Annotated in this window: 24 protein-coding genes; 8 read left to right on the top strand and 16 right to left on the bottom strand. The window is 49.7% G+C overall.

The genetic code is table 11. The annotated features are described in order from the left end of the window. The first annotated feature begins 42 nt into the window (after positions 1 to 42). The 5 genes from BLT51_RS04860 to BLT51_RS04840 all read left to right on the top strand — a co-directional run bounded on the left by BLT51_RS04860 (position 43) and on the right by BLT51_RS04840 (position 5,265). Positions 43 to 1,551, top strand: a complete 1,509-nt coding sequence (locus BLT51_RS04860; protein ID WP_091282581.1) for an aminopeptidase P family protein — start codon at positions 43 to 45, stop codon at positions 1,549 to 1,551. A 68-nt stretch (positions 1,552 to 1,619) separates the two neighbouring features. After that, positions 1,620 to 2,909: a magnesium transporter MgtE N-terminal domain-containing protein gene (locus BLT51_RS04855; protein WP_091280540.1), complete on the top strand. Its 1,290-nt coding sequence runs from the start codon at positions 1,620 to 1,622 to the stop codon at positions 2,907 to 2,909. After that, on the top strand, positions 2,909 to 3,490 hold the full coding sequence (locus BLT51_RS04850) for a DUF1003 domain-containing protein (RefSeq protein WP_091280537.1): 582 nt from the start codon (positions 2,909 to 2,911) through the stop codon (positions 3,488 to 3,490). The genes BLT51_RS04855 and BLT51_RS04850 overlap by 1 nt, the downstream gene beginning before the upstream one ends. Before the next feature lie 5 nt (positions 3,491 to 3,495). Further along, complete coding sequence (locus tag BLT51_RS04845) at positions 3,496 to 4,620, top strand: Mrp/NBP35 family ATP-binding protein (protein WP_091280534.1); 1,125 nt, start codon at positions 3,496 to 3,498, stop codon at positions 4,618 to 4,620. Between the two features lie 15 nt (positions 4,621 to 4,635). Continuing rightward, positions 4,636 to 5,265 (top strand): O-methyltransferase, encoded by a 630-nt coding sequence (locus BLT51_RS04840; RefSeq protein ID WP_091280531.1) that lies wholly within the window; start codon positions 4,636 to 4,638, stop codon positions 5,263 to 5,265. A gap of 84 nt (positions 5,266 to 5,349) precedes the next feature. Here the strand turns inward: BLT51_RS04840 and BLT51_RS04835 are convergent, their stop codons facing one another. Further along, positions 5,350 to 5,526: a DUF3117 domain-containing protein gene (locus BLT51_RS04835; RefSeq protein ID WP_091280529.1), complete on the bottom strand. Its 177-nt coding sequence runs from the start codon at positions 5,524 to 5,526 to the stop codon at positions 5,350 to 5,352. Positions 5,527 to 5,615: 89 nt separating this feature from the next. Next, positions 5,616 to 6,206: an LOG family protein gene (locus BLT51_RS04830; protein WP_157672909.1), complete on the bottom strand. Its 591-nt coding sequence runs from the start codon at positions 6,204 to 6,206 to the stop codon at positions 5,616 to 5,618. A 160-nt stretch (positions 6,207 to 6,366) separates the two neighbouring features. Between BLT51_RS04830 and BLT51_RS04825 the strand changes: the two genes are divergently transcribed. Together BLT51_RS04825 and BLT51_RS04820 are read left to right on the top strand one after the other, a co-directional pair. Then, positions 6,367 to 7,191, top strand: coding sequence for a purine-nucleoside phosphorylase (locus BLT51_RS04825; protein ID WP_091280525.1), 825 nt, complete (start codon positions 6,367 to 6,369; stop codon positions 7,189 to 7,191). 34 nt (positions 7,192 to 7,225) lie between these two features. After that, positions 7,226 to 8,914 carry a phospho-sugar mutase gene (locus tag BLT51_RS04820; protein WP_091280521.1) on the top strand — a complete coding sequence of 563 codons (1,689 nt, stop codon included), beginning with the start codon at positions 7,226 to 7,228 and terminating at the stop codon, positions 8,912 to 8,914. Positions 8,915 to 9,071: 157 nt separating this feature from the next. Here BLT51_RS04820 and deoC read toward each other — a convergent pair whose 3' ends face one another. From deoC to glyA, 12 genes are all read right to left on the bottom strand, one after another. Further along, positions 9,072 to 9,734 carry a deoxyribose-phosphate aldolase gene (gene deoC / locus BLT51_RS04815; RefSeq protein ID WP_091280519.1) on the bottom strand — a complete coding sequence of 221 codons (663 nt, stop codon included), beginning with the start codon at positions 9,732 to 9,734 and terminating at the stop codon, positions 9,072 to 9,074. Positions 9,735 to 9,785: 51 nt separating this feature from the next. After that, positions 9,786 to 11,075: a thymidine phosphorylase gene (locus BLT51_RS04810; protein WP_091280517.1), complete on the bottom strand. Its 1,290-nt coding sequence runs from the start codon at positions 11,073 to 11,075 to the stop codon at positions 9,786 to 9,788. A 14-nt stretch (positions 11,076 to 11,089) separates the two neighbouring features. Further along, complete coding sequence (locus BLT51_RS04805) at positions 11,090 to 11,560, bottom strand: cytidine deaminase (RefSeq protein WP_091282578.1); 471 nt, start codon at positions 11,558 to 11,560, stop codon at positions 11,090 to 11,092. A 50-nt stretch (positions 11,561 to 11,610) separates the two neighbouring features. Continuing rightward, positions 11,611 to 12,939: an ABC transporter permease gene (locus BLT51_RS04800; protein ID WP_407922105.1), complete on the bottom strand. Its 1,329-nt coding sequence runs from the start codon at positions 12,937 to 12,939 to the stop codon at positions 11,611 to 11,613. Further along, positions 12,936 to 14,204 (bottom strand): ABC transporter permease, encoded by a 1,269-nt coding sequence (locus tag BLT51_RS04795; protein ID WP_091280513.1) that lies wholly within the window; start codon positions 14,202 to 14,204, stop codon positions 12,936 to 12,938. Before BLT51_RS04795 ends, BLT51_RS04800 begins: the two co-directional genes overlap by 4 nt. After that, positions 14,204 to 15,754 (bottom strand): ABC transporter ATP-binding protein, encoded by a 1,551-nt coding sequence (locus BLT51_RS04790; RefSeq protein ID WP_091280510.1) that lies wholly within the window; start codon positions 15,752 to 15,754, stop codon positions 14,204 to 14,206. Before BLT51_RS04790 ends, BLT51_RS04795 begins: the two co-directional genes overlap by 1 nt. A gap of 201 nt (positions 15,755 to 15,955) precedes the next feature. Continuing rightward, on the bottom strand, positions 15,956 to 17,032 hold the full coding sequence (locus BLT51_RS04785; protein ID WP_091280509.1) for a BMP family lipoprotein: 1,077 nt from the start codon (positions 17,030 to 17,032) through the stop codon (positions 15,956 to 15,958). Between the two features lie 265 nt (positions 17,033 to 17,297). Beyond that, positions 17,298 to 18,407, bottom strand: coding sequence for a mannose-1-phosphate guanylyltransferase (locus BLT51_RS04780; protein WP_091280507.1), 1,110 nt, complete (start codon positions 18,405 to 18,407; stop codon positions 17,298 to 17,300). Positions 18,408 to 18,421: 14 nt separating this feature from the next. Next, positions 18,422 to 19,696, bottom strand: coding sequence for a YihY/virulence factor BrkB family protein (locus BLT51_RS04775; RefSeq protein WP_091280505.1), 1,275 nt, complete (start codon positions 19,694 to 19,696; stop codon positions 18,422 to 18,424). Then, on the bottom strand, positions 19,693 to 20,565 hold the full coding sequence (locus BLT51_RS04770; RefSeq protein ID WP_091280503.1) for an exodeoxyribonuclease III: 873 nt from the start codon (positions 20,563 to 20,565) through the stop codon (positions 19,693 to 19,695). Before BLT51_RS04770 ends, BLT51_RS04775 begins: the two co-directional genes overlap by 4 nt. Positions 20,566 to 20,611: 46 nt before the next feature. Then, positions 20,612 to 21,472, bottom strand: a complete 861-nt coding sequence (locus tag BLT51_RS04765) for a bifunctional methylenetetrahydrofolate dehydrogenase/methenyltetrahydrofolate cyclohydrolase (RefSeq protein WP_091280500.1) — start codon at positions 21,470 to 21,472, stop codon at positions 20,612 to 20,614. A gap of 13 nt (positions 21,473 to 21,485) precedes the next feature. Continuing rightward, positions 21,486 to 22,769: a serine hydroxymethyltransferase gene (gene glyA, locus BLT51_RS04760; protein WP_091280498.1), complete on the bottom strand. Its 1,284-nt coding sequence runs from the start codon at positions 22,767 to 22,769 to the stop codon at positions 21,486 to 21,488. 131 nt (positions 22,770 to 22,900) lie between these two features. Here glyA and purU point away from each other — a divergent pair, with 131 nt between their 5' ends. Then, positions 22,901 to 23,761, top strand: a complete 861-nt coding sequence (gene purU, locus BLT51_RS04755; RefSeq protein WP_091280495.1) for a formyltetrahydrofolate deformylase — start codon at positions 22,901 to 22,903, stop codon at positions 23,759 to 23,761. Positions 23,762 to 23,774: 13 nt separating this feature from the next. On the opposite strand, the gene BLT51_RS04750 is transcribed toward purU, so the two are convergent. Both BLT51_RS04750 and BLT51_RS04745 read right to left on the bottom strand, forming a co-directional pair. Continuing rightward, on the bottom strand, positions 23,775 to 24,386 hold the full coding sequence (locus BLT51_RS04750) for a sugar O-acetyltransferase (RefSeq protein ID WP_172801321.1): 612 nt from the start codon (positions 24,384 to 24,386) through the stop codon (positions 23,775 to 23,777). Between the two features lie 4 nt (positions 24,387 to 24,390). Further along, positions 24,391 to 25,899: a hypothetical protein gene (locus tag BLT51_RS04745; RefSeq protein ID WP_091280492.1), complete on the bottom strand. Its 1,509-nt coding sequence runs from the start codon at positions 25,897 to 25,899 to the stop codon at positions 24,391 to 24,393. Between the last annotated feature and the right edge of the window lie 124 nt (positions 25,900 to 26,023).

The raw sequence follows: 26,023 nt of genomic DNA, 5'->3' as shown, positions 1-26,023 counted from the left end.
AGGGGTTAGAATCCCCTGCCATTAAGTGGGATAATGGGTTACATGAGTGAAGAAAAACAATCTTTAGAAGAGCGTGCGCATAACCGCACGCAACGTCCAAAAAGTGACGCGTTCCGTTCGTTTATCGGTGAGGACTGGGGTGCTCGCCCGGCAGGTCCGCAGCGTGCAGCTGCCGCCGATTATCTGCCAGCGCGTCATTACAAGCTCGGCTCTCACTTTATCGGTGAACGTCTAGTCTTCCCCGCCGGAGATCTGCAAGTACGCTCCAACGATACTGACTATCGTTTCCGAGCTCATTCTGCTTTCGCACACTTAACTGGTTTGGGTGGCGAAGACGAGCCAGGAGCAGTTCTCGTTCTGGAACCTCGCGCAGCAGAAAACTGCACGGATGAAGCTACCCACGATGCGACTTTGTATTTCCATCCCCGCGCATCACGCTCATCAGAAGAATTTTATGCTGATTCGCGTCATGGCGAGTTTTGGGTTGGGGCACGTCTGTCTGCTGAAGAGATGTCCACGCTAACCGGTTTACGAGTGGCGCATATCGACTCATTGCGCGACGCCCTGGCAAAAGACCTTGGCGAGATTAGCATCCGAGTGATGCCAAGATCAGATGTCAGCATTGAGTCGCTGGTTGAACAGTTACGGCAGGAGAACGGGCTCCTTTCTGATGCGACCGAAATGAATGAGCAACTAGCAGAAACCGCTTCGGAACTACGCCTTATTAAGGATGAATTCGAAATCAGCGAGATCCAAAAGGCTATCGATGTCACTCATTCTGGCTTCGATAACATCGTTGCATCGTTCCCGCGGGCTCGCACACATTGGCGCGGTGAGCGCGTGGTTGAAGGCGCATTCTTCGCTAAGGCACGCGAAGAAGGAAACGGCCTTGGATACGACACAATTGCCGCAGCCGCTAATCACGCGAATACCCTGCACTGGATCAAGAACGATGGCCCACTTGTTGACGGCACGCTTATGCTCATCGATGCCGGAGCCGAAGTTGATTCTCTCTACACAGCAGATATCACTCGAACCCTCCCAGTTTCTGGAAAGTTCTCGCCGACGCAGCGAAAGGTGTACGAAGCTGTGCTTGAAGCGTGCAACTATGCCCTTGAAGTAGCTTCGCAACCTGGCGTTCGATTCCGTGATGTACATACCGCTGCTATGAGCGTCATTGCTCGTCACTTAGAAGAATGGGGTATTCTTCCAGTGTCTGCTGAGGAATCACTCAAACCAGAAAACCAGCATCATCGCCGCTGGATGCCGCACGGAACATCTCATCATCTTGGCCTTGATGTTCATGATTGCGCACAAGCAAAACGCGAGCTTTACCAAGACGCAGTTCTTGAAGAGGGCATGGTTTTCACAATCGAACCAGGCTTGTACTTCCGCGAAGACGATCTCAAGGTGCCAGAAGAATTCCGTGGCATCGGAGTTCGTATTGAAGACGACGTCGTCATCACTGCTAACGGAGCAATCCGCCTTTCTGAGCGTATTCCACGCACTATTGAGGACGTCGAAGCATGGATGGCTCGGCTAACAAAGTAACTAATCAAAGCTAGCATTTGATCATTAGAGCGGGTGCGCCCGCCACGACGAATAAAGGAGAGTGAAAAATGGGCACTCATGGTCCATCCCGCGTTTTTGTGGGACGCCTCGCTGGAGCTGACGTTTTCGATCCCATCGGTGATCGAGTAGGTAAGGTTAGTGACGTCGTCGTGGTTTTCCGATTACGGGGCGCCCCGCTCGCAGTGGGGCTAACTGTTGATGTTGCTGGAAAACGCCGAGTATTCGTGCCACTTACCCGAGTGACATCAATGGAAAACGGACAGGTCATTACTACCGGTCTAGTGAATATGCGACGTTTCACACAGCGCCCGGTTGAAACGATGGCTGTTGGTGAACTACTCGATCGGCAAGTCACCGTGATCGAATCTGGTGAACCAGCAGAAATTGAAGATCTTGCCATCGAGCAAACTCGCGCTCGTGAATGGCGCGTGACCACTCTCTACATTCGTATGGGACGTGGTGCGAAAGACGCCGGTAACACCCTGCTTATCCCAACTTCTGCCGTTCGTGGTTTAGCTAGCAGAGTTTCTAGCCAAGGCGCCACTGCCCTGCTGGCACAGATTTCTGGGCTCAAAGCACCAGATGTTGCCGATATTTTGCGCGACTTGCCAGAAGATCGCTTGCTGGCAGTGGCACGCGAATTACCGGACGAACGTCTTGCTGATGTATTGGAAGAATTAGGTGACGACGATCGCGTTGCGATTATGGAATCTCTCGACGTCGATCGTGCTGCTGACGTTCTTGAGGTTATGCAGCCCGACGACGCCGCCGACTTGGTTAACGAACTTCCGGTCGCACAAGCCGAGGCGCTCCTCGAGCGTATGGAGCCAGAAGAAGCTCGCGATGTGCGTCGCCTGATGAGTTATTCTGAACGATCCGCTGGTGGTTTGATGACTACCGATCCGATTATTTTGCCACCAGACGCCTCGGTGGCGATGGCCCTTGCTCAGGCCCGTCGACCTGAATTAGCACCGGCCCTCGCCTCAGTCATGTTTGTGACCCGTCCACCTCACGAATCACCCACCGGGCGATATTTGGGTGTTGTTCATTTACAACGGGCGTTACGCGAACCGCCATCGAATATGATCGGTGGCATTATCGATCATATAGAGACGCTGTCCCCCGAGGACGGTATTGGAACAATCACGCGTCTATTAGCAACATACAACCTGACAGCACTGCCCGTCGTCGTCGACGATATGCTCGTTGGCGCAGTTTCCGTCGACGACGTGCTCGATCATCTGCTCCCAGATGATTGGCGAGAAGCAGATGAAGCCGAACTGGATGAGGCTGTTGATGCTCAACACAACCATGACGAAGAAGAGGAGGTAGACTAATGGCAAATTTTGATGAACCATCAGATAAGCGCTCACGCCGAATTAAGAAAGCGCGCTGGGATTCAGATGCGGTAGGAGTTGTCTCGGAACGTATCGCCCGCTTTTCGGGAACTCCGCAGTTCCTTGTCTACCTCACAATATTCGTTGCTATTTGGCTTATCTGGAATACCTGGGGGCCTGATTCATTACGCTTCGATTCGGCCGAACTTGGATTTACTGCTCTGACGCTGATGCTCTCGTTACAGGCGTCCTACGCGGCTCCCCTCATTTTGTTGGCACAAAACCGCCAGGATGATCGTGACCGCGTCACAGCGCAACAAGATCGGTTTACCGCGGAACGAAATCTGGCAGACACGGAGTACATTACTCGCGAAATTGCCTCGCTTAGGTTGGCAATGAATGACATCGCCACCCGCGACTTCGTGCGTTCGGAAATCCGTGATCAACTTGAAATTTATCGTGAATCCAACGATGAGTTACAAGCCGAATTACAAGAAAAAAATACCAGAATTGCCCAGCTTGAAGCTCAACTTGCAGTATTTTTGGCAGCTGATGAATCCTCGCAAAAGAAGGTAGACTAGAACCTATGACTATTTCTCGAGACTTAATCGATAAAGCACTGGCAACAGTGTATGATCCCGAAATCCGTCGTCCTATCACAGAGATAGGGATGGTCGGATCGGTGGACATTACCGACGACGGTCAGGTAACTGTTGGAATTAATCTTACGACGGCTGGATGCCCCCTGCGCGATAAGCTCACAATCGATGTGACTGAAGCAGTTTCTCGTGTTGAAGGCGTGACCAGCGTCAGCGTAACAATGGGCGTTATGACTGATGAACAAAAAGCTCAACTACAGAAGACGCTGCGCGGTGGCGCACCCGAGCGCCACAACCCATTCAGCGAACCAGGATGCCTCACTCGCGTGTACGCCATTTCTTCTGGCAAAGGCGGCGTAGGCAAATCCTCAATGACGGTTAACTTGGCAACTGCTATGCAACGTCAAGGTTTGAAGGTTGGCGTCGTTGATGCAGATATTTACGGTTTTTCTATTCCACAGATGATGGGCGTTGATTCACCGCCACAGGTGGTGGACAAGATGATCATTCCACCGGTTGCGCATGATGTAAAGACCATCTCAATCGGTATGTTCATGGAAGAAAATATTCCAGTTGTGTGGCGCGGACCGATGCTTCACCGGGCACTAGAGCAGTTCTTCTCCGATGTTTACTGGGGCGATCTCGATGTACTTCTCATCGATCTGCCGCCGGGGACAGGCGATATCGCCCTGTCGGTAGCACAGTTGATTCCACAAGCTGAAATCGTTCTTGTTACAACGCCTCAAATTGCTGCGGCTGACGTTGCAGAACGCGCTGGCATGATGGCAAAGCAGACGGAACAGCGAGTAGTCGGCGTCATCGAAAACATGTCTTTCCTCGCGATGCCTGATGGTAGCAAGATGGATATCTTCGGCTCTGGCGGTGGCCAAAAAGTAGCGGATGAGCTGTCGTATATTCTCGGTTACAAAGTTCCACTGTTGGGCCAGATTCCACTCGAGCAAACACTGCGTGAAGGTGGCGATGCCGGAGTACCACTAACAGCTCAAGATAAGGTTTCACCTGCTCGTGACGCCATCGATGCTATCGCATCAACTCTTGGTCATCGTGCTCGTGGTCTGTCTGGAAAATCCCTCGGCGTATCCCCCGCATAGGAAGAAAGCAGATAAATGAGCATCGAAAAAGCCCAATCCTGGTTGTATGCCGAATCGTTTGCGACCGATGATGATTTTATTATCCAAGCACGTCATCAATCTGCGGAACTAGGCATTGATCCAATAAGCCCAGCGACTGGTCAGTTTTTGTCCATGCTAGTATCCGTCAATGGTGTCAAAACAATTGCAGACATTGGTACCGGAACCGGCGTGAGCGGTTTATATTTCTTGGCCAGTTCACAAGACTCGCAATTAACCAGTATTGATACTGATTCAGAGGCTCAGAATCTAGCACGGCAGAGCTTTGCGCATACTGGAATCAGATCTGGGCGTTATCGTCTGATCAATGGCCGAAGCGCAGACATTCTTCCACGTCTAGCCCCAAACTCCTATGATCTCGTTCTAGTCGATGGCGATATCTTAGAAGCGGAAGGCGATGTGAGCGAAGCGCTACGAATGCTACGTGTGGGCGGCATCCTCGTCGTCGCCCATGCGCTCTACCACGACCGGGTTGCCGATCCTGCACGACGCGATGAACAGACAGTAGCAATGCGTAACCTTGGCAAGACTATCCAGGAGTCTGCTGAGCTGACCAGCTCCCTCGTCCCCATCGGAGACGGCTTGCTGGTAGCGGTTAAACGCTAGTATTTATCTTTTAGGTATCATAAACCTAACTCTAAAAGTGGGGGCGCTAAGAACAAATCTTGGTGCCCCCACAAAACACTCATGTTAGTCGCGTTCCGCTACTGCCTGTTGGACGACGGCGTAAAGCTCATGTAGTTCTTCATCATGAAGCTCAAGTACCATGCGTCCACCGCCCTCAAGTGGTATCCGTAAAATCGTTCCGTGATTTGAACGCTCTGTTTCTAAAGGACCATCACCTGTTCGGGGTTTCATCGCAGCCATGAGAACTCCTCTCGTAAGCCAGATCGGCTGTTACCTAACAGTCTAGTCTATTTTTCCTTTTTTCTAGCAAAAATGGTCCATCAATACTGTCAAGGAGTAAAGACCTTCACTGCATCGTCAGCAGTATCCACTATCCTCAACAATTTCAAACAATCCGGAGAAATTAGCCCCTCACTAAACATCGAACCTCGTAGCCATTCGATGAGTCCGGCCCAATACGATACGCCCACTAAAACGATGGGGTAATTCGGTAACTTGCGGTTTTGTTCAAGCGTTAGAATCTCAAACATCTCATCAAGAGTGCCAAACCCTCCTGGAAAAACAGCGAATCCAGTTACGTTTTTGGTGCACATCACTTTCCGGGTGAAAAAATAATGGAACGTCATTCCCCGATCAACATAGTCATTCAAAGTTACTTCGTAAGGTATTTCAATTCCTAGCCCGATAGAGGTTCCGTTTGCTTCGTGAGCACCGCGATTTGCTGCCTCCATAATTCCAGGTCCACCACCTGTCACAACAGAAATGTCATGCTGAGCTAAGTTCCGTCCGAGCTCTCGCGCAACCTGATAGTAGGGGCTTTCCGAAGATAACCGGGCTGATCCGAACACTGCCACTTCCCGATCTGAATTTTCGAATACAGTTTCACTTGAGTCAAAATCAGCGAGGATTTTTTGAATCATATCTGATCTACCCACTTCTTTGTCGCAGAGTTCTGAGTGGTTAACAGTCATAAGAGATATATCCTTTTGGTCACAATCGTAACATCACAGCTTCCCATTTTATGTGACGACGGCGATGGTTACTACCCTAATGACTGCTGGTTTTTGGTAGTATTTACTTATGGAAAATACTGAAATTTCACCGCAAGACCTAGCCAATAAAGCAGCAAAAGTCATTGCGGAAAAGACCGGCGTATCACACCATGATATTGCATTAACTCTCGGCTCTGGGTGGGGCGGCGCAGCCCAACTCATTGGAGATGTCGTTGCTGAGATTGATGCTCAAGATATTCCTGGCTTCCACGCCGCTGCAGTTGCGGGACATGGCGGAAAGATCACGTCAATCAAACTCAAGTCAGGTCATCATGCCCTTGTGCTAGGGGCCCGTACTCACTATTACGAAGGAAAAGGCGTCCGCGCAGTTGCACATGGTGTGCGTACCGCTGCCGCCGCTGGAGTTAAAGTTTGTATCTTAACTAACGGCTGTGGCTCAACAGTCTCCGAATGGGGAGCCGGAACTGCGGTGTTGATCAAGGATCACATCAATCTTACTGGCACTTCCCCAATTGAAGGGGCACACTTCGTTGATTTAACAGATGCCTATTCACAGCGACTGCGCACTATTGCACACGAAGTTGATCCGAGCTTGCCAGAAGGTGTCTATACTCAATTTCCTGGACCACATTACGAAACTCCAGCTGAAGTCAAGATGGCGCGGATTCTTGGCGGAGATCTCGTCGGAATGTCTACCGCGCTTGAAGCTATCGCAGCAGCTGAAGCCGACATCGAAGTTCTTGGCATTTCGTTAGTCACCAATCACGCTGCCGGATTTGCACCAACCAAACTTAACCACAAAGAAGTGCTTGAAGCTGGCGCTGCAGCTGGTCCACGTATTTCGCAATTACTAGCTGACATTATTGAACGCATTTCTACAACCGTGCTCTGACGCACGATTGATGAACACTGATTGAAGGAGAAACATGTCGTATAACGTTACCGAAGTAGAAGAATGGATTGCTCACGATCCTGATAAAAACACTGCCGCTGAAGTTGCTGAGTTACTGAGCAAAGCTCAAGGCGGCGATAAAGTAGCCGAGGCTGAGCTTACTGATCGTTTCCAAGGATTCTTGGAGTTCGGCACAGCTGGTTTGCGTGGCTGCATGGCGGGTGGACCACACCGCATGAACCGCGCCGTCGTACGCCGTGCCGCTTACGGATTAACCGCATGGTTGAAAGAAAAGGTCGGCGATGACGCTCTCGTCGTCATCGGATACGATGCCCGCTACAACTCTGCAGACTTCGCTGCTGATACCGCAGCAATCGTGACGGCTGCAGGCATGCGCGCAAAGATTATGCCACGAGCACTTCCCACTCCGGTTCTCGCATTCGCAGTGCGTCACTTCGATGCTGACGCCGGCGTTATGGTCACCGCATCGCACAACCCAGCACAAGATAACGGCTACAAAGTCTACACCGGCGGACGCGCAATCGACGAAAACGGTCGCGGTTCTCAAATTGTGCCGCCGGTTGATTCAGAAATTGCTGCATATATTAAGTCTGCTCCGGCTGCGGATGAAATCAAGCTAGCCGAATCAGGCTGGGGTGTCATTGATGAAGAGTTTATCGATACCTACGTTTCTACAACCGTTGCAACGATCTCCCCTGACACCCCACGCGATGTCAAGATCGTCTACACCGCAATGCATGGTGTAGGCGCGGAAGTTATGCGTCGTGTCCTAACAGACGCCGGATTCAAGGACGTCGTCGAAGTAGCCGAACAAAATACTCCAGATCCAGACTTCCCCACAGTTTCTTTCCCGAACCCAGAAGAACCTGGTGCGCTTGACCTAGCTATCGCACTCGCCAAGAAAGAGAATGCAGATCTAGTTATCGCCTCTGACCCAGATGCTGACCGTGCTTCGGCAGCTGTGCCGATCAACGGTGAGTGGACCCAGCTTTCCGGCGATGAAATCGGCTCTCTCCTAGGAGAACAGGTAGCTGCCCGCATCGAAGCAGAAGGTGGCAACGGTACCCTCGCTAACTCGATCGTATCTTCACAACTGCTCGAACAGATTGCGCATCATCATGGACTCGATTATGAAGCAACGTTGACCGGATTTAAGTGGATTTCACGAGCACACAACATCAGCTTCGGTTACGAAGAAGCTATTGGTTTCTGTGTTGATCCAGAACACGTTAAGGATAAGGATGGCCTGTCTGCCGGTCTACTTATTGCACAAACCGCCGCCACACTCAAAACCCAAAACAAGGGTTTGCGTGACGAACTCGACCGAATTGCTACCAATATTGGTGCACTATACCTCACTGCCCCAGTGACCATTCGTGTCGATGATTTGTCGATTATCCCAGCTACCATGGACAAGGTTCGCAGCAACCCGCCAAAGGTATTGCTGGGATCTGCTGTGTCCTCCGTCGTCGACCTATCCAACGGCACCGATCAGTTGCCACCCACGAATGCGATGGTTCTACGCACTGAAGACGGTGATCGGGCGATTGTGCGTCCATCAGGTACCGAGCCAAAGGTTAAGTGCTACCTCGAAGTTATCGTGCCACTCGAAGGCCGCGATATTAACGAGGTGCGCACTCTCGCTTCGGAGCGACTCACCCGATTCAAGGCTGAAATGGGCGACGTTCTCAAACTTGACTGATTGTTTCGGATAACTGGGTGCGGGCTAGTCAGAAGAAACTCTGGTTAGCCCGCACAGTTATATAACACCGGTAATCACAACAAATGTAGAAATAGCGCAAATCCAGACTTCCGCCTGACTTTGCGCTATTTCTGCTATACTATGAGGCTACTCTTTCTCACTCTGGGAGAGTATCGAGAACCTTCTGGGTACCTGATAGACCGAGTCGAGTTGCGCCAGCCTTCATAAGCTCCAATGCGAATGCACCATCATGAATACCGCCAGACGCCTTAATCTCTAGTTCGTCGCCCACGGTCTTCTTCATGATCTCAATGGCATGGACTGAAGCTCCGCCAGCTGGGTGGAAGCCGGTGGACGTCTTCACGAAATCTGCACCAGCGTTCATTGCAGCTTCACAGGTCTTTTCGATTTCTTCATCCGTCAATGCAGCCGATTCGATAATGACCTTGAGTACCGCATATGGGATAGCGTCACGAACGACGGCGATGTCGTATTCGAGCTCTTCCCAAGCGCCTTCCTTTGCTAAGCCAACGTTGATAACCATATCGACTTCGTCTGCGCCTGCTGCTACTGCACGAGCAGCTTCAGCGGCTTTGATTTCAGAGGCGACTGCGCCAGATGGGAAACCGCAGACGACGGCAAGTTTAACGTCACCCATCTCGATTTCTTCTGGAAGTGGAAGCATCGAAGGCGAGACGCAAACTGAGTATGTGCCCAGTTTCTTTGCATCATCGATAAGCTTCTTAACGTCATCCATGGTTGCTTCTGGCTTCAGCAAAGTATGATCTACGATGCCTGCTACTTCTTCACGTGTTGCCACGATTTCTCCTTTTCTCTGCAAAGGCTATTGCCCTTGATCTTCTATTTTTAGCTATGAAATACGGTCTAAAACGACAGATTCTTGTGGCTGATATTCGCCACCGATAACGATTCCGCCGTCGAGAGAAGCCAGCGCACGCTCAATTCGCGACTCATCATCAGTGTGGAGAGTCATGAGCTTTTGGCCCTTCTTCACCATGTCGCCTGGCTTGGCGAATAGTTCAATTCCAGCTGCCAATTGAACTGGTTCTTCCTTAAATGCACGTCCTGCGCCAAGACGCCACGATGCTACGCCAACAGAGAGCGCATCGAGAGTAGAAAGCACACCGTCCGCTTCTGCCACGACGTCCTGCGTATGCTTAGCGACCGGCATCGCCGCATCAGGATCTCCGCCTTGTGCTCGGATCATCTTGCGCCATACATCCATTGCACGACCATCCTTAAGCGCAGCTTCGATATCTGCATCAGGCTGGCCTGCTGCAGTCAACATTTCGCGAGCCAACGCTAGGGTCAGTTCGACGACGTCGGATGGGCCACCGCCTGCAAGAACTTCAACAGATTCTTCGACTTCAAGACCGTTACCAATCTTCATACCAAGTGGTGTCGACATATCTGTCAGCAAGGCAGTGGTCTTCACTCCCGCATCGGTTCCCAGATCAACCATAGTCCGGGCTAGTTCTTGAGCCTTGGCAAGATCCTTCATGAATGCGCCAGAGCCAACCTTGACATCAAGGACTAGGGAATGTGTTCCTTCGGCAATCTTCTTCGACATAATCGATGAGGCGATGAGCGGAATACAATCAACTGTTGAGGTAATGTCACGCAGTGCATACAGCTTCTTATCAGCTGGTGCTAGTCCGGATCCAGCCGCGCAAATCACAGCGCCCGGGCCCTCAAGTCCGAGTTGGTGCATGATTTCTTCATTGGACAGAGCAGCTCGCCACCCAGGAATTGCTTCGAGTTTATCGAGAGTGCCACCAGTGTGTCCTAGACCGCGTCCTGACAGCTGCGGAACTGCAACTCCATAAACAGCTACTAATGGAGCAAGTGGCAACGTGATCTTGTCGCCTACGCCTCCAGTTGAGTGCTTGTCAGCGGTGATACGTCCGAGACCAGAGAAGTCCATCCGTTCGCCCGACTCAATCATGGCGTGTGTCCATTGGGCAATTTCTTCCCGATCCATACCGTTAAGGAAGATTGCCATGGCCAATGCTGCCATCTGTTCATCGCCTATGACGCCACGAGTGTAGGCATCGATGGTCCAATCGATTTCTTCTTTCGATAGCTTCGACTTATCCCGCTTCGCGCGAATGATATCAACTACATCAAATTTTTCAGCCATAACTGCTCCTGTATCTATTTCGTATCTTCGGATTCGCGTAACGCGTACGGGGTATCAATCTTGATTAGGCTCGACTCTACTTGGGCAAGATCCGCCGGTGTGAAGCCTTGCGGTAGCACCTCGTCCATCCGCATAATTCCGGTTGGCATTGTGACAAGCAAATTTGGCCCGCCATGTTCGTACAGCAACTGGCGGCAGCGCCCACACGGCACGATAACGTCTTCGTTACCGTTGACGCAGTAAAATGCCACCAGACGTCCACCACCGGTGCGGTGAAGCATCGAGACTAGACCGTTTTCTGCACATGTACCAAGCCCGGTTGATGCGTTTTCGACGTTGCAACCTGATACAAGACGACCATCATCTACCAAAGCTGCTGCGCCGACTGGATAGCCCGAGTATGGCGCGTACGCGGTCTTCATAGCTTCGATGGCAAGCTCTTTTAGTTCTTCCCAGTTGATTTCTGGCATTTCGACTTCTTTCATCTGAAACGAGCGGTGAGCCGGCAAAGCCGGCCCACCGATCCACAAATTGTTTACTTAATGTAAGGAATGTTTTCTGCTGCTGGCGGTCGTGACTTGCCGACGAAGCCAGCCACGGCAATAACGGTAATGATGTAAGGAATCATATTGACTAGCTGCGACGGAATTCCACCGTGCAAATTCGGCATCAACAGTGCAACAGCCTTTGCGAAGCCGAACATTCCTGCAGCTCCGAGCGCCCCAACAGGGTGCCACTTTCCGAGGATCATCGCGGCTAACGCAATATATCCGTTTCCGGCCGACATGTTATCTGTGAATGCCAGTCCCTGGCCGATCGTGAAGAACGCTCCACCTAGGCCGGCAATTGCTGATCCGAAGATCGTATTCCGAATACGCGTGCGATTGACGTTAATGCCGACGGTATCGGCAGCGCGTGGATGCTCACCACATGCGCGCATCCGCAATCCCCAACGTGACCGGTAAAGGAAGACAGTTAGCATCGCAACTGCAATATACATAATGTAGACCAAAATTGTCTGATCAAAGAGCATCGGACCGACAATTGGAATCTCTGCTAAGAGTGGGATACGGATTGTTGGCAATGAATATTGGTTTGTGTTGAGAACTTCCGCATTATCTGACATGAGCGTTCCATAGAAGAACGTGGTCAAGCCAAGGCACAATACGTTGAGGACAACGCCGACAATGATTTGGTCTACACCATACTTAACTGAGAACAAAGCTAGTAAGGAACCAACAAGGGCACCTGCAAGCGGCGCAGCTAGTAGACCTACATATGGAGTTTTGAAGAATGATGCTGCCATGACGCCAACGAATGCACCAACCAACAGCTGTCCTTCAATCGCAATATTGACAACTCCTACATGTTCGCACACTACACCAGATAGGGCACCGAAGATGAGCGGAGTGGAGATAGCGACAGTAATGCCCAGCGTTGACGTGAGTGTAATCGCTCCAGCCGAGCCAGCGCCAGCAAAGACGAGGAAGCCAAACACTGTTAAAACAGCGACAACAATAGTTGAAATAACGTCAAGAATTCGTCCGGTTTTGCCGTACTTTCCGTGGCTGAGAGTCGACACTACTGACCATATCGTAGCAACTGTGATGAGTATTAAGAAGACCCATAGCGTTACAACTGCCGGCACCATAATATCTGGGATATCAACGGAAGATGCACGGTCATTTAGACGAAGCCGGGCATTACCGCTAGCGTTCAATGCAAAAAAGAGTGCAAGTAGAGTTGCAAGCCCATATGTAATAGGGAACTTCCACGAGATTTTACCAATGACTTCGTTATTGAGCGCCTCTGGGATTTCTACTTGTGGAGCTGATAACTGTTGAGAACCACGGTTTTCCATTATTCTTGCGCCTCCTTTCCATTAGTAGGCGAGTCATCTGAAGCAGAATTCTCCGACGCCGAAACATTGATAGCAACAGCCTTACGCGTCGGTTCTGGGCTACTCAACGAAGCAGCATACTCGCGCATACCTTTTCCATCTGGCTTTGGTAAACGGAACATCCAACGGATAAGTGCCGGTGCTGCAATAAACAAAACAATGACTGATTCAAGAATCAGTACCATATCAATCGGCACACCCTGTGCCTGCATTGAATAGCCACCCGCTTTAAAAGCACCAAACAAGAGACCAGAGAAAAATATCCCCATCGGCTTGTTACGCCCCAGCAAAGCAACTGTAATAGCATCGAAACCAACTGTTCCGGCAATTCCAGAGGTAACACCTTGATTTGCTTGGTACATGGTTCCTAGAGCTTCATTTGCACCAGCTAACCCGGTAAAGATTCCTGATGTCACCATTGTTAGCGTAGTGACTTTAGCAATCGACATACCCGCAGTGCGAGCTGCGTGTGGATTAGCACCAACTGCGCGTACTTCAAAACCAAATGTTGAGCGCTCAAGCAACCACCAATATACGAACACCGCAACAATGGCGATAATCAATCCTAGGTGGATCTTCGAAGGGGAAGGCAGTAATCCCGGCAATGCAGCAGTATGGGATGCAACCGGGGTTACCGGGTTATTTTGCCCGGGTTGGTGCCACGAATCCAACGACAACACATATGTTAACGCAAGCCCGGCAATAGAGTTCAACATGATCGTCACGATGACTTCATTTGCACCAGTTTTAGCCTTTAAAAATCCTGCGATACCAGCATAAAGACCGCCGGCGATCGCAGCCGCGATCAAAGCGACAAGGAGATGGAGACCGTATGGCAGGTTGAGGCTAAAGGACACCCAAATTGCGGCAAGCGCACCGAACACAATTTGTCCAGCACCACCGATGTTGAACAAACCAGCGCGGAAACCGAAGCCCAAGCCAAGTCCAGCCAAAATGAGTGGTGTTGCGAAGAACAACGAATCCATCGCCGGGCGCAATGCATAGGACAGGCCACGGTTAAGGGCTGAAGCATTAAAGATTGACCCTTTGAACATCGCTACATAAGCGTCAAACACTGAGGCGCCAGTGATGAGAATAAGGAGAGCTCCGAGTGCGAATGCAATAAGCACTGCAATAATTCCAACAAGCCATCCAGACCGAGGCGCTGTATGGAAGAAAGCTGCTATCCATTTATCACCAGTAATTGAGGTAGTTTTTTTATTACTCATTATTTCGCACCTTTCGTTACAGATGCTTTAGCAGCTGAAGCCAAAGCTTCCTCCTGTGGGACACCCGCCATCATCAAGCCGAGAGCATCACGCGGTGTATCAGCTGGCACAATACCGATAATTTTTCCGCGATACATCACTGCAATGCGATCTGCCAGTGCAACTACCTCATCAAGTTCTGATGAGATAAGGAGAACCGGCGTGCTTGCGTCACGCGCTTCAATGATTCGGCGATGAATAAATTCGATTGATCCAACGTCGACTCCACGAGTTGGTTGGCTTGCAACTAGGAGTCGAAGGTCTCGTGAGAGTTCTCGAGCAACAACTACCTTTTGGGCGTTACCACCGGACAGTGTAGAAATTGGATCGCTAATTCGGGTGATACGAATATCGAATTCTTCAACCTTTTCATTAGCATTTGTGGCTACTACGTTCGGATGTAGTGCAACACCGCTTGCATACGGTTTATTGAGATACTGATCGAGAATGAGATTTTCAGCGATTGAGAACGACGCAATCATTCCGTCTTTAGAGCGGTCTTCAGGAATGAATCCAATACCCGCATCGATATTTGCCCGGACGCTGTGTCCTTGAATTTCGTTGCCATCTAGCGTAATGGTTCCTTGCGCTGGCTCTTGCAGCCCCAGAACCGCCTCGGCTAGTTCTGTCTGTCCATTTCCTTGAACACCAGCTACTGCTAATACTTCTCCGCGGCGCACGTCGAATGACACGTGGTCGAGTACATGAGCACCGGCGTCATTGAGTAGCGAAACATCTTTGAACTCTAGTCCCACTTCGCCTAACTTTGGTGCTTCTTTTTCAAGCTGTAGCATAACTGGACGACCAACCATCTTCGTTGCCAGTTCAGCCTCTGACGACGTCGGACTGGCAGTTCCTACCACAGCGCCCCGTCGAATAACGGTAATATCATCCGCTACTGCTCGCACTTCGCGGAGTTTGTGCGTAATGAAGACGATCGATGTCCCGGCGGCAGCTAGCTGCTTCATAATAGTCATCAATTCGTCAGTTTCTTGCGGAGTAAGGACCGCAGTTGGCTCATCGAGAATCAAGATCTTAGCATCGCGCGACAGTGCCTTAACAATCTCGACTCGTTGCTGTGCACCTACGGGCAAATCCTCAATATAAGCATCCGGGTCCAAATCGAAACCGAAGCGTTTCGAAACATCAATAACTGTTTGGCGTGCTTTCTTAATATCAATGATGCCACCAGCACCAGCTGGCTCATAACCTAACGCAACGGATTCAGCTACAGTGAATACTGGAATCAACATGAAGTGCTGATGCACCATACCGATTCCCGCAGCAACTGCATCACCTGGACCATTAAACTTGACTTGTTTACCGTCGAGCAGAATATCGCCCTCGTCTGGATCATATAAGCCATACAACACGTTCATTAGTGTTGATTTACCTGCTCCATTTTCACCAAGAAGAGCGTGGATGTGTCCTTCTTCGACTACGAGATCAATATGATCATTCGCTACAAGAGGGCCAAACCTCTTTGTAATGCCCCTTAGCTCCAGCTTCACGCTGAACCCCTTTCGTTCCTCAGTATCTAGTAATTCTGAGTTTTGTGTATCAATAATCATACCCTGTTGTCAGTACTTTTACTGACGCAAGGAAATTGAACTATATTCATCTCATTAAATAGAAAGTGGGACCTTACTCTATAAAAGAATAAGGACCCACTCTCTATCTTTAGTTCGTCATACCAGCTAAATTACTAAGAATCAGTTAGCCGCTGGCGACTCAATCTTAAGTTCGCCAGAAGAAATCTTAGCTTCGAGATCCTTAACTTCGGACTTCAATTCGTCCGAGAGCTGAGAATCAAACTCGTGGAACGGAGCTAGGGAAACACCCTTGTTCTTCAAGGTACCTACGTAAGGTGTGGTTTCAAACTTTCCATCCTTTGCACCGTCAATAGCAGCCTTAACAGATTCACCGATGCCCTTCATGACCGAGGTGATAACGATCTCCTTGTAGTCAGGTGTGGAAACGTACCAATCGGAGTCAACACCGATAATGCGGATGTTGCCAGCTTCCTTTGCGGCTGCAGCAGCGCCAAGACCAACTGGACCAGCAACCGGCATGATGATGTCCGCACCCTGCTCGATGAACTGCTGCGCCTGGGACTTACCGAGTGACTGATCATCGAAGGAGTTAGTGAAGGAGCCGTTCTGGGCGTCCTTGTCCCAGCCAAGAACCTTGACCGAGGTACCCTTAGCTTCGTTGTATGCCTTAACACCATCAACAAAACCATCCATAAAGATTGTTACGGAAGGAATCTGGAGACCACCGAAGGTAGCAACAGTGCCCGACTTGGTAGCACCTGCGGCAACGTAACCAGCTAGATATGCAGCTTCTTGAGTGTTGAAGAGAAGTGCACGTCCATTTGCCAATTCGACTGGGTTACCATCAGCATCAGCGAAGCCGGAATCAATAAGGCCGAAGTGGAGATCTGGGTTTTCTTCGGCAGCCTTCATAATGGCTGGAGCAAGCATGAAGCCGACGCCAATAACGAGGGAACAACCATCGTCAATCATGGTCTGGGTGTTTGGACCGAAGTCGGAGTCACCCTTGGATTCTGCTGTGTTGACCGAAACGCCAAATTCTTTTTCTGCTTCTTTCAAACCGTCATATGCGGACTCATTGAAGGACTTATCGTCCCAACCACCAGCATCGGACACCAAGCACGCCTTAAAACTACTGCCGTTATCTGCAGACTGCTTACCTTCAGTGCCGGAACATGCTGAAAGCGCCAATGCAGATGCGGCGGCAACTGCAATAAAAGACTTGAATTTCTTCACTAGTTTCTCCTGATCTAGTTTTCAGTAAGGGTCCATCTATTGACCAAAACTGTTCATCTACTAAGAATAGGCTCGAAAAGATATATATGCCACCCATAAAGATGTTCCAAGTCACTTTTCGATAATTTCGTAATCAAATCGTTACATAAAACCTTTTATATCGCATCATTACAGCACATGAATTCCACAGTATGAACTAAATGACAATATTCCATATCATTTTATGAGACGATCAATCTTACCTGTCAAACCGATATCGGCAGAATCAAAGAAGACTAGTGACCCCCTCGGCGCGAATCTGATCAACAACGTTCTTCACATCCTGAGCTCCGTGCGCCGACACGACAAGAACAGCATCTGCAGTGTCAACCACAACGACGTCATCAACACCAATCACGGCTATCGGACGGTCATGGGTAAAAATTGTTGCACGTGATGCTTTAACGGTGAACACAGGCTGGACTTGCTCACCGCTACCGGGGATTACTATCGACGACGACGCATCGTCCGCTCGCCGTCGTAAAACCTCACTGACAGCAGCAAAATCACCCACGTCAGTCCAACCCATCTGAGCTGGAACAACCGCTACTCCCCCGTCGGCTGCTAGTGGTTCCGCAATGGCATGGTCGATAGCAATCTTAGTAAGCGATGGCCACACGTGATCTAGCACCTGGCTACGATTACCAGTATCCCATGCTTGCGCTATCGCTTCGATACCGGCATGTAGCTCCGGCTGATACGTAGCTAAGGCACCGAGCAACACATCCGCTTGGGCAACGAACATACCCGCATTCCAAAAATACTGCCCACTAGCAACATACGCCTGCGCTGTGTCCACATCCGGTTTTTCTAAGAACTCACTAACGTCAAACGCCCCACGAACATCGGTAACCGGATTGGCAGCGCGAATATACCCAAAACCTGTTGCCGGGGAATCAGGGGTAATCCCAATTGTTACAACGTAACCGCGCGTCGCCGCATCCATAGCTGTCCAAACAGCTGTTTCGAATGCCTCCGGTTCAGCAATCAGATGGTCAGCAGCAAACGAACCCACGATCACATTTCCATGCCGTTGCCGAATAATCGCTGCCGCGAGACCAATAGCCGCCATCGAATCCCGGGGCGAAGGTTCTGCAATAAACTGCTCGTCAGCTAATTCTGGCAGTTGCCGTACCACCGCCGGCATATGGGCTCCGCCAGTGACAATCATGATGTTGCTATTCGCCAACGGCGATAACCTGGCTACAGTCTGTTGAAGCAGACTTTTTCCACTCCCAGTTAAATCTTTCAAAAACTTTGGCGAACGTGCTCGCGAAATCGGCCAGAGTCGGGTTCCAGCGCCACCAGCAGGAATAATCGCATGTAACTCATTCATCTTCTCACCACGTCTTAGTCTTCATCTATGCGCTGCGCCAGTCGCTGCCCAACGTCATGCGGATCGGCTCGCGCATGCTCGGCTGAAGTCGTCGGAACTGACTGCTTCTTATATGAGCGCCATGCCGCCTTCACATAAGCTTCACGTTCTTCATCCAAGTGTACCTGTGCAGTCACAACTTTTTCCTCGGCACGGGCAATACGTCGTTTCATCCATGCCGCTCGCATACCAGTCCACGGTGGCGCAACCTGTTCATCTGTTTCATCGACCGGACGCGGCGCAATCACGCCCGTCATCGGATCGTAATTCCAGTCCAAAGTTTTCTCGACGGTTTGTGTCACATAATTTGGGTACTCCTCAGCATGCTCAAGTTGCGACTTAGTTGGTTCACCAGGAGCGGGCGGATTAGCTACAAAAGCAGCTGCCACCAACGTCACCTGAGCCAATAAATTAACCCAGACGAGGAGCGTTACGATAGCCGCGAACGGCGCGAGCAATGCATTCTCGGAAACTGACGAGACCACCGTCGTTCCCAATAAGCGCAATATTGACGACGCAAGCCCAGCCACTAACGATCCTTTAATAAGATCTTTCAACGGCGGATGAGCACCCGACATCACGCTGAACAAAAACATGAAAATTACTGTGTCAACAAGCAACGCAATAACAAACGTTCCACCTTGGATAAGGTATGAACCAACCGATCCTGGTATTCCAAGCCAGTCGAGCACAGTAGTAGAGAACTGAGTAGATACCGTAACCAATGCAACTGTTGCAAGCGCGCCGATCCCGATCATCAAAAAACCTGACAGATCAAGCAGTTTTGCTTTCACAAAGGGACGCGGCAAGTAGGTAATCCCAAACATTCCTAAAATAGCGATCCGCAATGCAGTCATTAACGAAGCTGCTGACCATAACAGCACAAGTAGCGAAATAGCTGAAGCCCAATTAACCGGATTATCAATGATGAGATCTTCCGGATCTAACAGACCTGATCCGCTCCCATCCACATCCAAAATTCCAGGAAGCGACGCATTTACCGTATCAAAAAGGGTCTGTTGGAGTTGCTCATTACCACCCAGCGTATAAAAGAATACGGTAAACGCAATGGTCAAAGCACCGGCAATGGCGAATAAAGCCGCATAGGCAATCCCGCCTGACAACAAGTATCCGCGGGCCCAACTATAGCGACCGTAGGCGCGGACTAGTCGCAGCTCAAATACCCATTCAATAACTTTATTAAGTCGATCCATAAGACCTGGCTTTGGGCTAACTTCGAGAGAGCTCATGCGTTATTCACCTCGTAGTCGATGAGCAACGGCGCATGATCAGACCAACGCTGATCATACGACGACGCACGGTCAATCCGTACAGATTGTGCAACAGATGCTAACTGCGCAGACGCCAAATGGTAATCAATACGCCAGCCGACATTATTATCAAACGCTTTGCCACGCTGCGACCACCAGGTATATTCGGCCTGCTCATCACCGATAAGAGAACGCTGCACATCAACATAGCCGAACTCATTCATCCACTTATCCAAATAAGCGATTTCTGGGTCGAGTACGCCCGACGTTTTATTATGATTCGACCGCCAATTCGTAATATCTAGTTCGGTATGAACAATGTTGAAATCACCTGTTACTAAGACGTGGGGAACATCTGCGGGACGGTTCTGTTGAAGCTGAACAAGTCGTGTAGAAACCCGATCTAAATGGGAGTATTTAGCCGCCATCTTGGCTTCGTCTGTTGCGGTGCCAGAATGCAAATAGGCAGACACGAATGTGGTGCCCAGTTGTGGAATATCGACCTCGACCCAACGGCCAGTATCTACTCCAGGTTCTGCCGGGCGATCCCAGAATGTACGCGCGTCAGCTCCCGGGTCTGACTCTGGCAGGTCAGCACCCAAACCAATACTCACCCGGCTAACCGCATAGCCATTTTTAACAGCAACTGCTACCCCAGCGCGTCCTTTAATATCGCACGCCTGTTGGTACACGCGATAGTTTTCGCCAACGAGGCTCGGAACAAGTTCTTCGGGAGCTCGAACCTCCTGTAACAACAACACATCAGGCGCAGTTGTTGTGATCCACTCTTGTATTCCTTTGCGCACCGCGGCACGAATACCGTTGACGTTACAGGTTGCTATGAGCATGACTCCCCTTCCAATTAATCAGTCATGATTAATTTTACGGGGAAAGTCAGGAATTTTTCGCGCCTGCTTTCACAACGTTCGACAAGAGCATAGCGCGAGTCATCGGACCAACACCGCCCGGATTAGGCGAATACCAGCCGGCATGCTCGAAAACTGCTGGATCGACGTCCCCCATCATCCGCGACTTTCCAGTTTCTGGATCCGTCACCCGCGATACACCGACGTCGAACACCGCCGCACCTGGACGAACCATCTCTGGGGTGATCATATGCGCTACTCCAGCTGCTGCAATGATTACGTCAGCACGCCGAGTATGCTCTGCCAGATCTTTGGTAGCCGAGTGGCAAGCGTCTACAGTCGCGTTGATACTGCGTGACGTGAGCAAAATAGCCAGTGGCTTACCCACCGTTGTGCCACGTCCAACAATACAGACATTGGCACCGGACCACTCAACACCGTACCGGCGGCCTAATTCCACGATTCCCATTGGGGTACACGCGATAGGCGCGGGAATTCCGTTTGCTAGTCGCCCAATATTGACTGGGTGTAATCCGTCAATGTCCTTAGTCGGCTCGATTGCCTCCAATACAGCTTGGGTATCAATATGGCGCGGCAACGGAAGCTGAACAATAAATCCGCTACATGCTGGATCCTCATTCAACTTCCGCACCTGTGCCAAAACTTCCGCAGTAGTTGACTCTTCCGGCATATCAATACGGATTGATTCGATACCCACTTCAGCGCAGTCACGATGCTTCATGTTCACATACATCATCGATCCTGGATCCTGACCGACCAAAACAGTCGCTAATCCAGGAGCGCGATCCAGGTGTGCAATCTTTTCTTTCAGCTCCGTCTTGATCTGTGCAAGTGTCGCTCGACCATCCATTTTTACCGGAATTGTCATGTGCGTGTTCCTCTCAGTGAGTCTGATCCAAGTCTGGATACAACGGGAAGCGATCGGTCAAAGCACTGACCCGATCTCGCAAATTAGCGACGTCTGCGTTGCGCCCATCGCGCAAGGCAACAGCAATAATATCAGCGACTTCAGCAAACTCTTCATCGCCAAAACCGCGGGTAGCCAACGCCGGCGTACCAATTCGTAAACCAGATGTGACAGCCGGTGGACGTGGATCGAATGGAATAGCATTACGGTTGACCGTAATACCAATCTCATGCAACAAATCCTCAGCTTCTTGCCCGTTGAGCTCATGGTTACGCAGGTCTACCAGCACCAAATGGACATCAGTACCACCTGTTAAAACTGATACTCCCTTAGCAGTAACATCTGGCTGGATGAGCCGTTGCGCCAGAATCTTTGCACCACGCAATGTACGCTCTTGCCGGTCCTTGAACTCTGCAGTTGCTGCAATCTTCAGCGCAATCGCCTTTGCGGCGATCACGTGCATCAGCGGACCACCCTGTTGCCCAGGGAATACCGCCGAATTAAGTTTCTTGCCTAGTGATTCATCACGGGAAAGAATCATACCTGAGCGCGGCCCACCAATGGTCTTGTGGATCGTCGTCGTCACCACGTCAGCATACGGAACTGGGCTTGGATGCAATCCAGCCGCAACCAAACCGGCGAAATGCGCCATATCTACCCACAGGTATGCGCCAACCTCATCGGCAATCTCGCGGAATGCAGCAAAATCTACATGGCGTGAGTAAGCCGACCAACCAGCAATAATCATCTTCGGCTTGTGTTCACGGGCGAGCCGACGAACCTCATCCATATCAATCAGGTATGTTTCTGGATCTACACCATAAGAGACAACGTTGAAGTTCTTCCCAGAAAAGTTAATCTTCATACCATGAGTCAAGTGACCCCCGTGTGCCAATGACAATCCCATAATGGTGTCGCCATGGTTCAACAACGCATGATAAATAGCTGCGTTGGCCTGCGCTCCGGCATGGGGTTGAACGTTGGCGTAAGCCGCGCCGAACAAGGACTTAGCCCGCTCAATCGCCAGATTTTCCGCGACGTCGACAAACTCACAACCGCCGTAATAGCGACGACCGGGATAGCCTTCCGCATACTTATTCGTCAAAACTGAGCCTTGGGCTTGAAGTATAGCCCGCGGCACAAAATTCTCCGATGCAATCATTTCCAACGTAGCACGTTGGCGACCCAGCTCATCATCTAAAACCTGAGCAATCTCAGGATCTAATTCAGCAAGCGAAAGATTGAAAGAATCTGTCACTTCCAGCCTCCTTGGGGACTTTCAAAAACAATACGATTTCATTCTACGCTCACCCTCCCACACTTTTTGAAATCGTCTGCATTCTAGGACGCCCATTCCCACCTCGTGACCAAAACGATTAAAATGTTCTTATGGAAAATTCAACACTTACGTCTCATTCACTCGTATTCACATTGTCATGCCCAGATCAACCAGGCATCGTTTATGCAGTAACTGGTCTATTGACTCAAGTCGGCGCGAATGTCACACAGTCACAGCAATATCGAGACGCAAGCCAAAACCGTTTTTATATCCGTCTTCAAGCAGATGTTCCCGGTGGTCGTTCCACAATCGACGCCGCATTCGCCGCATTAGCAGCCCGTTTTGATATGGACTACACCATATCTGACGCAAGCCCCATGCGAACCATCATTATGTGTTCTAAAGATCCACACTGTTTGAGTGATTTGCTCGCCAAACAACGAGAAGGCCGGATCCCGATCGACGTCGCCGCCGTCGTCTCCAATCACGAGACATTACGTCCTCTCGCTGAATTTTATGGCGTTCCATTCATACACATTCCTGTTACCAAAGATACAAAAGCACAGGCAGAAGCTGAGTTGCTCAAACTGGTTGACGATTACGACGCCGAACTTGTTGTACTGGCACGATACATGCAAATTTTATCCGATGATATCTGCCGCACCTTATCTGGCCGGATCATTAATATCCATCATTCGTTCTTGCCTTCTTTTAAAGGCGCTCGGCCATATGCCCAGGCACACGCACGTGGCGTTAAGCTCATCGGCGCTACCGCGCACTATGTAACGGCAGACCTTGACGAAGGCCCAATTATTGAGCAGGATGTGGTGCGTGTTTCGCATGCCCACGATGTTCATGAATTGCAGGCTATGGGAGCCGAAGTGGAACGTCAGGTTCTGTCCCGAGCAGTACGCTGGCATGCCGAACATCGCGTGCTTCATCAGGGGCTACGCACAGTCGTATTTGGATAACGCGTTATGGCTGTTAATCGAGCAGATGTGACGGAATCACGTCTCTTGCACTGACGTCGGTTGGTAGTTCTTTCACTACGTGGGCGGGGCTACCAACCGCTACTGTGTTGGCCGGAATATCCCTAGTGACAACCGATCCGGCACCGATGACACTATTATCTCCGATACTGACGCCGGGAAGAACCATCACTCCAGCACCCAGCCAAACATTGTTTCCGACGACGATAGGGCTACCACCCTCCCAGCCTTCACTACGCAAGGTAGGTTCAAGTGGGTGCCACGCAGTTAGCAGCTGAACGCGTGGCGCGATCTGGCAGTTCTTGCCAATAGCAATCGGGGCGACGTCGAGAAAAATACAGTCATAATTGACGAACGTGCCATCACCAATCGTCACGTGTTTTCCATAGTCAACACGCAACGGCGCCCGCACAATAACACCGTCACCGACACGGCCAAGCCACCGCGTGAGCACTGCATAGTGTGCATCCCAATCGGCCGACGGCAACGCATTAAACTCGTCTTGGCAGACCATCGCATGACTGTGGATCTCTTGAAATTGTGTACCCTCTGGCTTGTACAGTTCACCGTTAAGCATACGCTGGTACAGTTCTTCGTCGCGTGTCATTGTTTTAGTCTACAAGAGACTGCGATGAGTTCTCGTTTCTTGTAAGACAGTTGATTTTTCGTCGTAGCCAACTGAGTTTCAAACTAGCTCTATGACAAAGCTCTTCGCATATTCCCTTTTTCCCCTCAGTCCAAAAATAATCCCATACATTTAGAACAAAGTAGCCGGGAAACTGTTTAGATTCATAAGTTTTCATAACGGGGAGAGTATAAGACGTTTTCTTTGTCTTCTTGTCTATAGATTCTTCTAACGGAAAATATCCCTCTGGATTATCAATCTTATACACCGTCGGTCGGGGAGAGCTTAACCTTTTGTACCATCCCCGTCGTTCTGAGTTTTGTCGTGTGTTTCTCCGCTCAACCTGCGCCTTGTGCACTTCGATTAGAGCTTTTCCAAGATAGTAAGAATAATTCTTACCACGTTCAGCCTGCCATGCCAACGTGATATCAATGGCTGCAATCGAAACTGGACACACAATCATAATTATATATAGCAATATACTAAGAAAAGTACTTAAGGAAATATACCGTATCGCGCTCAAGGAGACAAGTACTATACTAATATTAGCAGCACTACTAAACAGAATAATAGTCATCAAACTATCGGCTCTATTTCCCATCGCAGGAATCGAGTCACGTCTGAAATAGTGCAGAAAGAAATCGATCAATAGAAACCCAACTCCTACTGATACTGCAAGAGTCCCTCCTCCACCCTTCCACAATAAGACCGGTATAAGAATCGAAAATAAAATAGTTAAAGAGCGCTGAATCCACCGCAAGATTTCATATTTTCTTCTAGCTTTTCGGCTTTCTGTATTGTTACCACAGGCAAGAGCCACGCTCTTCTGCGCACGTTCCCAAACTTTAGCTTCATACAAGGGCCTTGGTAAACTAACAATATATCGGCCAACCATTCGGGACTGAATAAAGATAAAAGCATAAAATAATGAAACCCCGATTATAAGAGCGTATTGTCCTCGAATACAAAGAACAGCTAGCGAGAATAGAATAATAACACGAAATAAGAATAAGAATAGTTGCAGGGCTTGGTAATATTTTAGATTAGAAATTTTACCTTTTACATCACTTTCGCTACTGGATTTCTGAATACTATTGTTATTTACGATCAGTTCTATTCTCTCACTAGCGTTCGACAATGCAACTGTTGCCGCAACCCCCACCGCCGCTAAAACATTGAAAAATAAGGGAATATTTGTACTGAAGGAACCACAGTTCCCTTCATCTAAGAAGTAAGTATTAATATTGTGTAATAATTTAGCAGGAGAAGCTACTCCAGTTTTAGGAATAAAATTGAAATACGCTAACAGCAGTGGCAGCAGAAAAGAGAAAGAAGAGATAGCTGCAAACCCAAAATCGATAAGAAGGTACCGCCACCATGGTTGTTCTTTTTCAGAAGCAGCCCCTTTCTCGCGTTTCGCATTCTTTTTCCTAGTTAGATCAAAATACCCTACGCTTTTTGACGTGACTTCCCCATCTTTTACTGAGCTTTCCATAACATCACCTCTACACTTTCGCGACTATTTCTATATAAAATAATAAATAGGCTTAATAAGGAAATCGTGGATCTAGAATGTTGCTTTCAACACATTTCAGTACCAAAGTACCATTATAAACACT

The organism is Arcanobacterium phocae (assembly GCF_900105865.1).
GTDB lineage: Bacteria > Actinomycetota > Actinomycetes > Actinomycetales > Actinomycetaceae > Arcanobacterium > Arcanobacterium phocae.
The sequence above is the reverse complement of the archived record's forward strand: the minus strand, read 5'-3'. Positions and strand labels throughout refer to the sequence as shown.

What these genes read in the sequence shown, in the direction of transcription:
- BLT51_RS04860 (WP_091282581.1), top strand. Translation starts at nt 43, where the DNA reads ATGAGTGAAGAAAAACAATCTTTAGAAGAGCGTGCGCATAACCGCACG.
- BLT51_RS04855 (WP_091280540.1), top strand. Translation starts at nt 1,620, where the DNA reads ATGGGCACTCATGGTCCATCCCGCGTTTTTGTGGGACGCCTCGCTGGA.
- BLT51_RS04850 (WP_091280537.1), top strand. Translation starts at nt 2,909, where the DNA reads ATGGCAAATTTTGATGAACCATCAGATAAGCGCTCACGCCGAATTAAG.
- BLT51_RS04845 (WP_091280534.1), top strand. Translation starts at nt 3,496, where the DNA reads ATGACTATTTCTCGAGACTTAATCGATAAAGCACTGGCAACAGTGTAT.
- BLT51_RS04840 (WP_091280531.1), top strand. Translation starts at nt 4,636, where the DNA reads ATGAGCATCGAAAAAGCCCAATCCTGGTTGTATGCCGAATCGTTTGCG.
- BLT51_RS04835 (WP_091280529.1), bottom strand. Translation starts at nt 5,526, where the DNA reads ATGGCTGCGATGAAACCCCGAACAGGTGATGGTCCTTTAGAAACAGAG.
- BLT51_RS04830 (WP_157672909.1), bottom strand. Translation starts at nt 6,206, where the DNA reads ATGATTCAAAAAATCCTCGCTGATTTTGACTCAAGTGAAACTGTATTC.
- BLT51_RS04825 (WP_091280525.1), top strand. Translation starts at nt 6,367, where the DNA reads ATGGAAAATACTGAAATTTCACCGCAAGACCTAGCCAATAAAGCAGCA.
- BLT51_RS04820 (WP_091280521.1), top strand. Translation starts at nt 7,226, where the DNA reads ATGTCGTATAACGTTACCGAAGTAGAAGAATGGATTGCTCACGATCCT.
- BLT51_RS04810 (WP_091280517.1), bottom strand. Translation starts at nt 11,075, where the DNA reads ATGGCTGAAAAATTTGATGTAGTTGATATCATTCGCGCGAAGCGGGAT.
- BLT51_RS04805 (WP_091282578.1), bottom strand. Translation starts at nt 11,560, where the DNA reads ATGAAAGAAGTCGAAATGCCAGAAATCAACTGGGAAGAACTAAAAGAG.
- BLT51_RS04795 (WP_091280513.1), bottom strand. Translation starts at nt 14,204, where the DNA reads ATGAGTAATAAAAAAACTACCTCAATTACTGGTGATAAATGGATAGCA.
- BLT51_RS04780 (WP_091280507.1), bottom strand. Translation starts at nt 18,407, where the DNA reads ATGAATGAGTTACATGCGATTATTCCTGCTGGTGGCGCTGGAACCCGA.
- BLT51_RS04775 (WP_091280505.1), bottom strand. Translation starts at nt 19,696, where the DNA reads ATGAGCTCTCTCGAAGTTAGCCCAAAGCCAGGTCTTATGGATCGACTT.
- BLT51_RS04770 (WP_091280503.1), bottom strand. Translation starts at nt 20,565, where the DNA reads ATGCTCATAGCAACCTGTAACGTCAACGGTATTCGTGCCGCGGTGCGC.
- BLT51_RS04765 (WP_091280500.1), bottom strand. Translation starts at nt 21,472, where the DNA reads ATGACAATTCCGGTAAAAATGGATGGTCGAGCGACACTTGCACAGATC.
- purU (WP_091280495.1), top strand. Translation starts at nt 22,901, where the DNA reads ATGGAAAATTCAACACTTACGTCTCATTCACTCGTATTCACATTGTCA.
- BLT51_RS04750 (WP_172801321.1), bottom strand. Translation starts at nt 24,386, where the DNA reads ATGACACGCGACGAAGAACTGTACCAGCGTATGCTTAACGGTGAACTG.
- BLT51_RS04745 (WP_091280492.1), bottom strand. Translation starts at nt 25,899, where the DNA reads ATGGAAAGCTCAGTAAAAGATGGGGAAGTCACGTCAAAAAGCGTAGGG.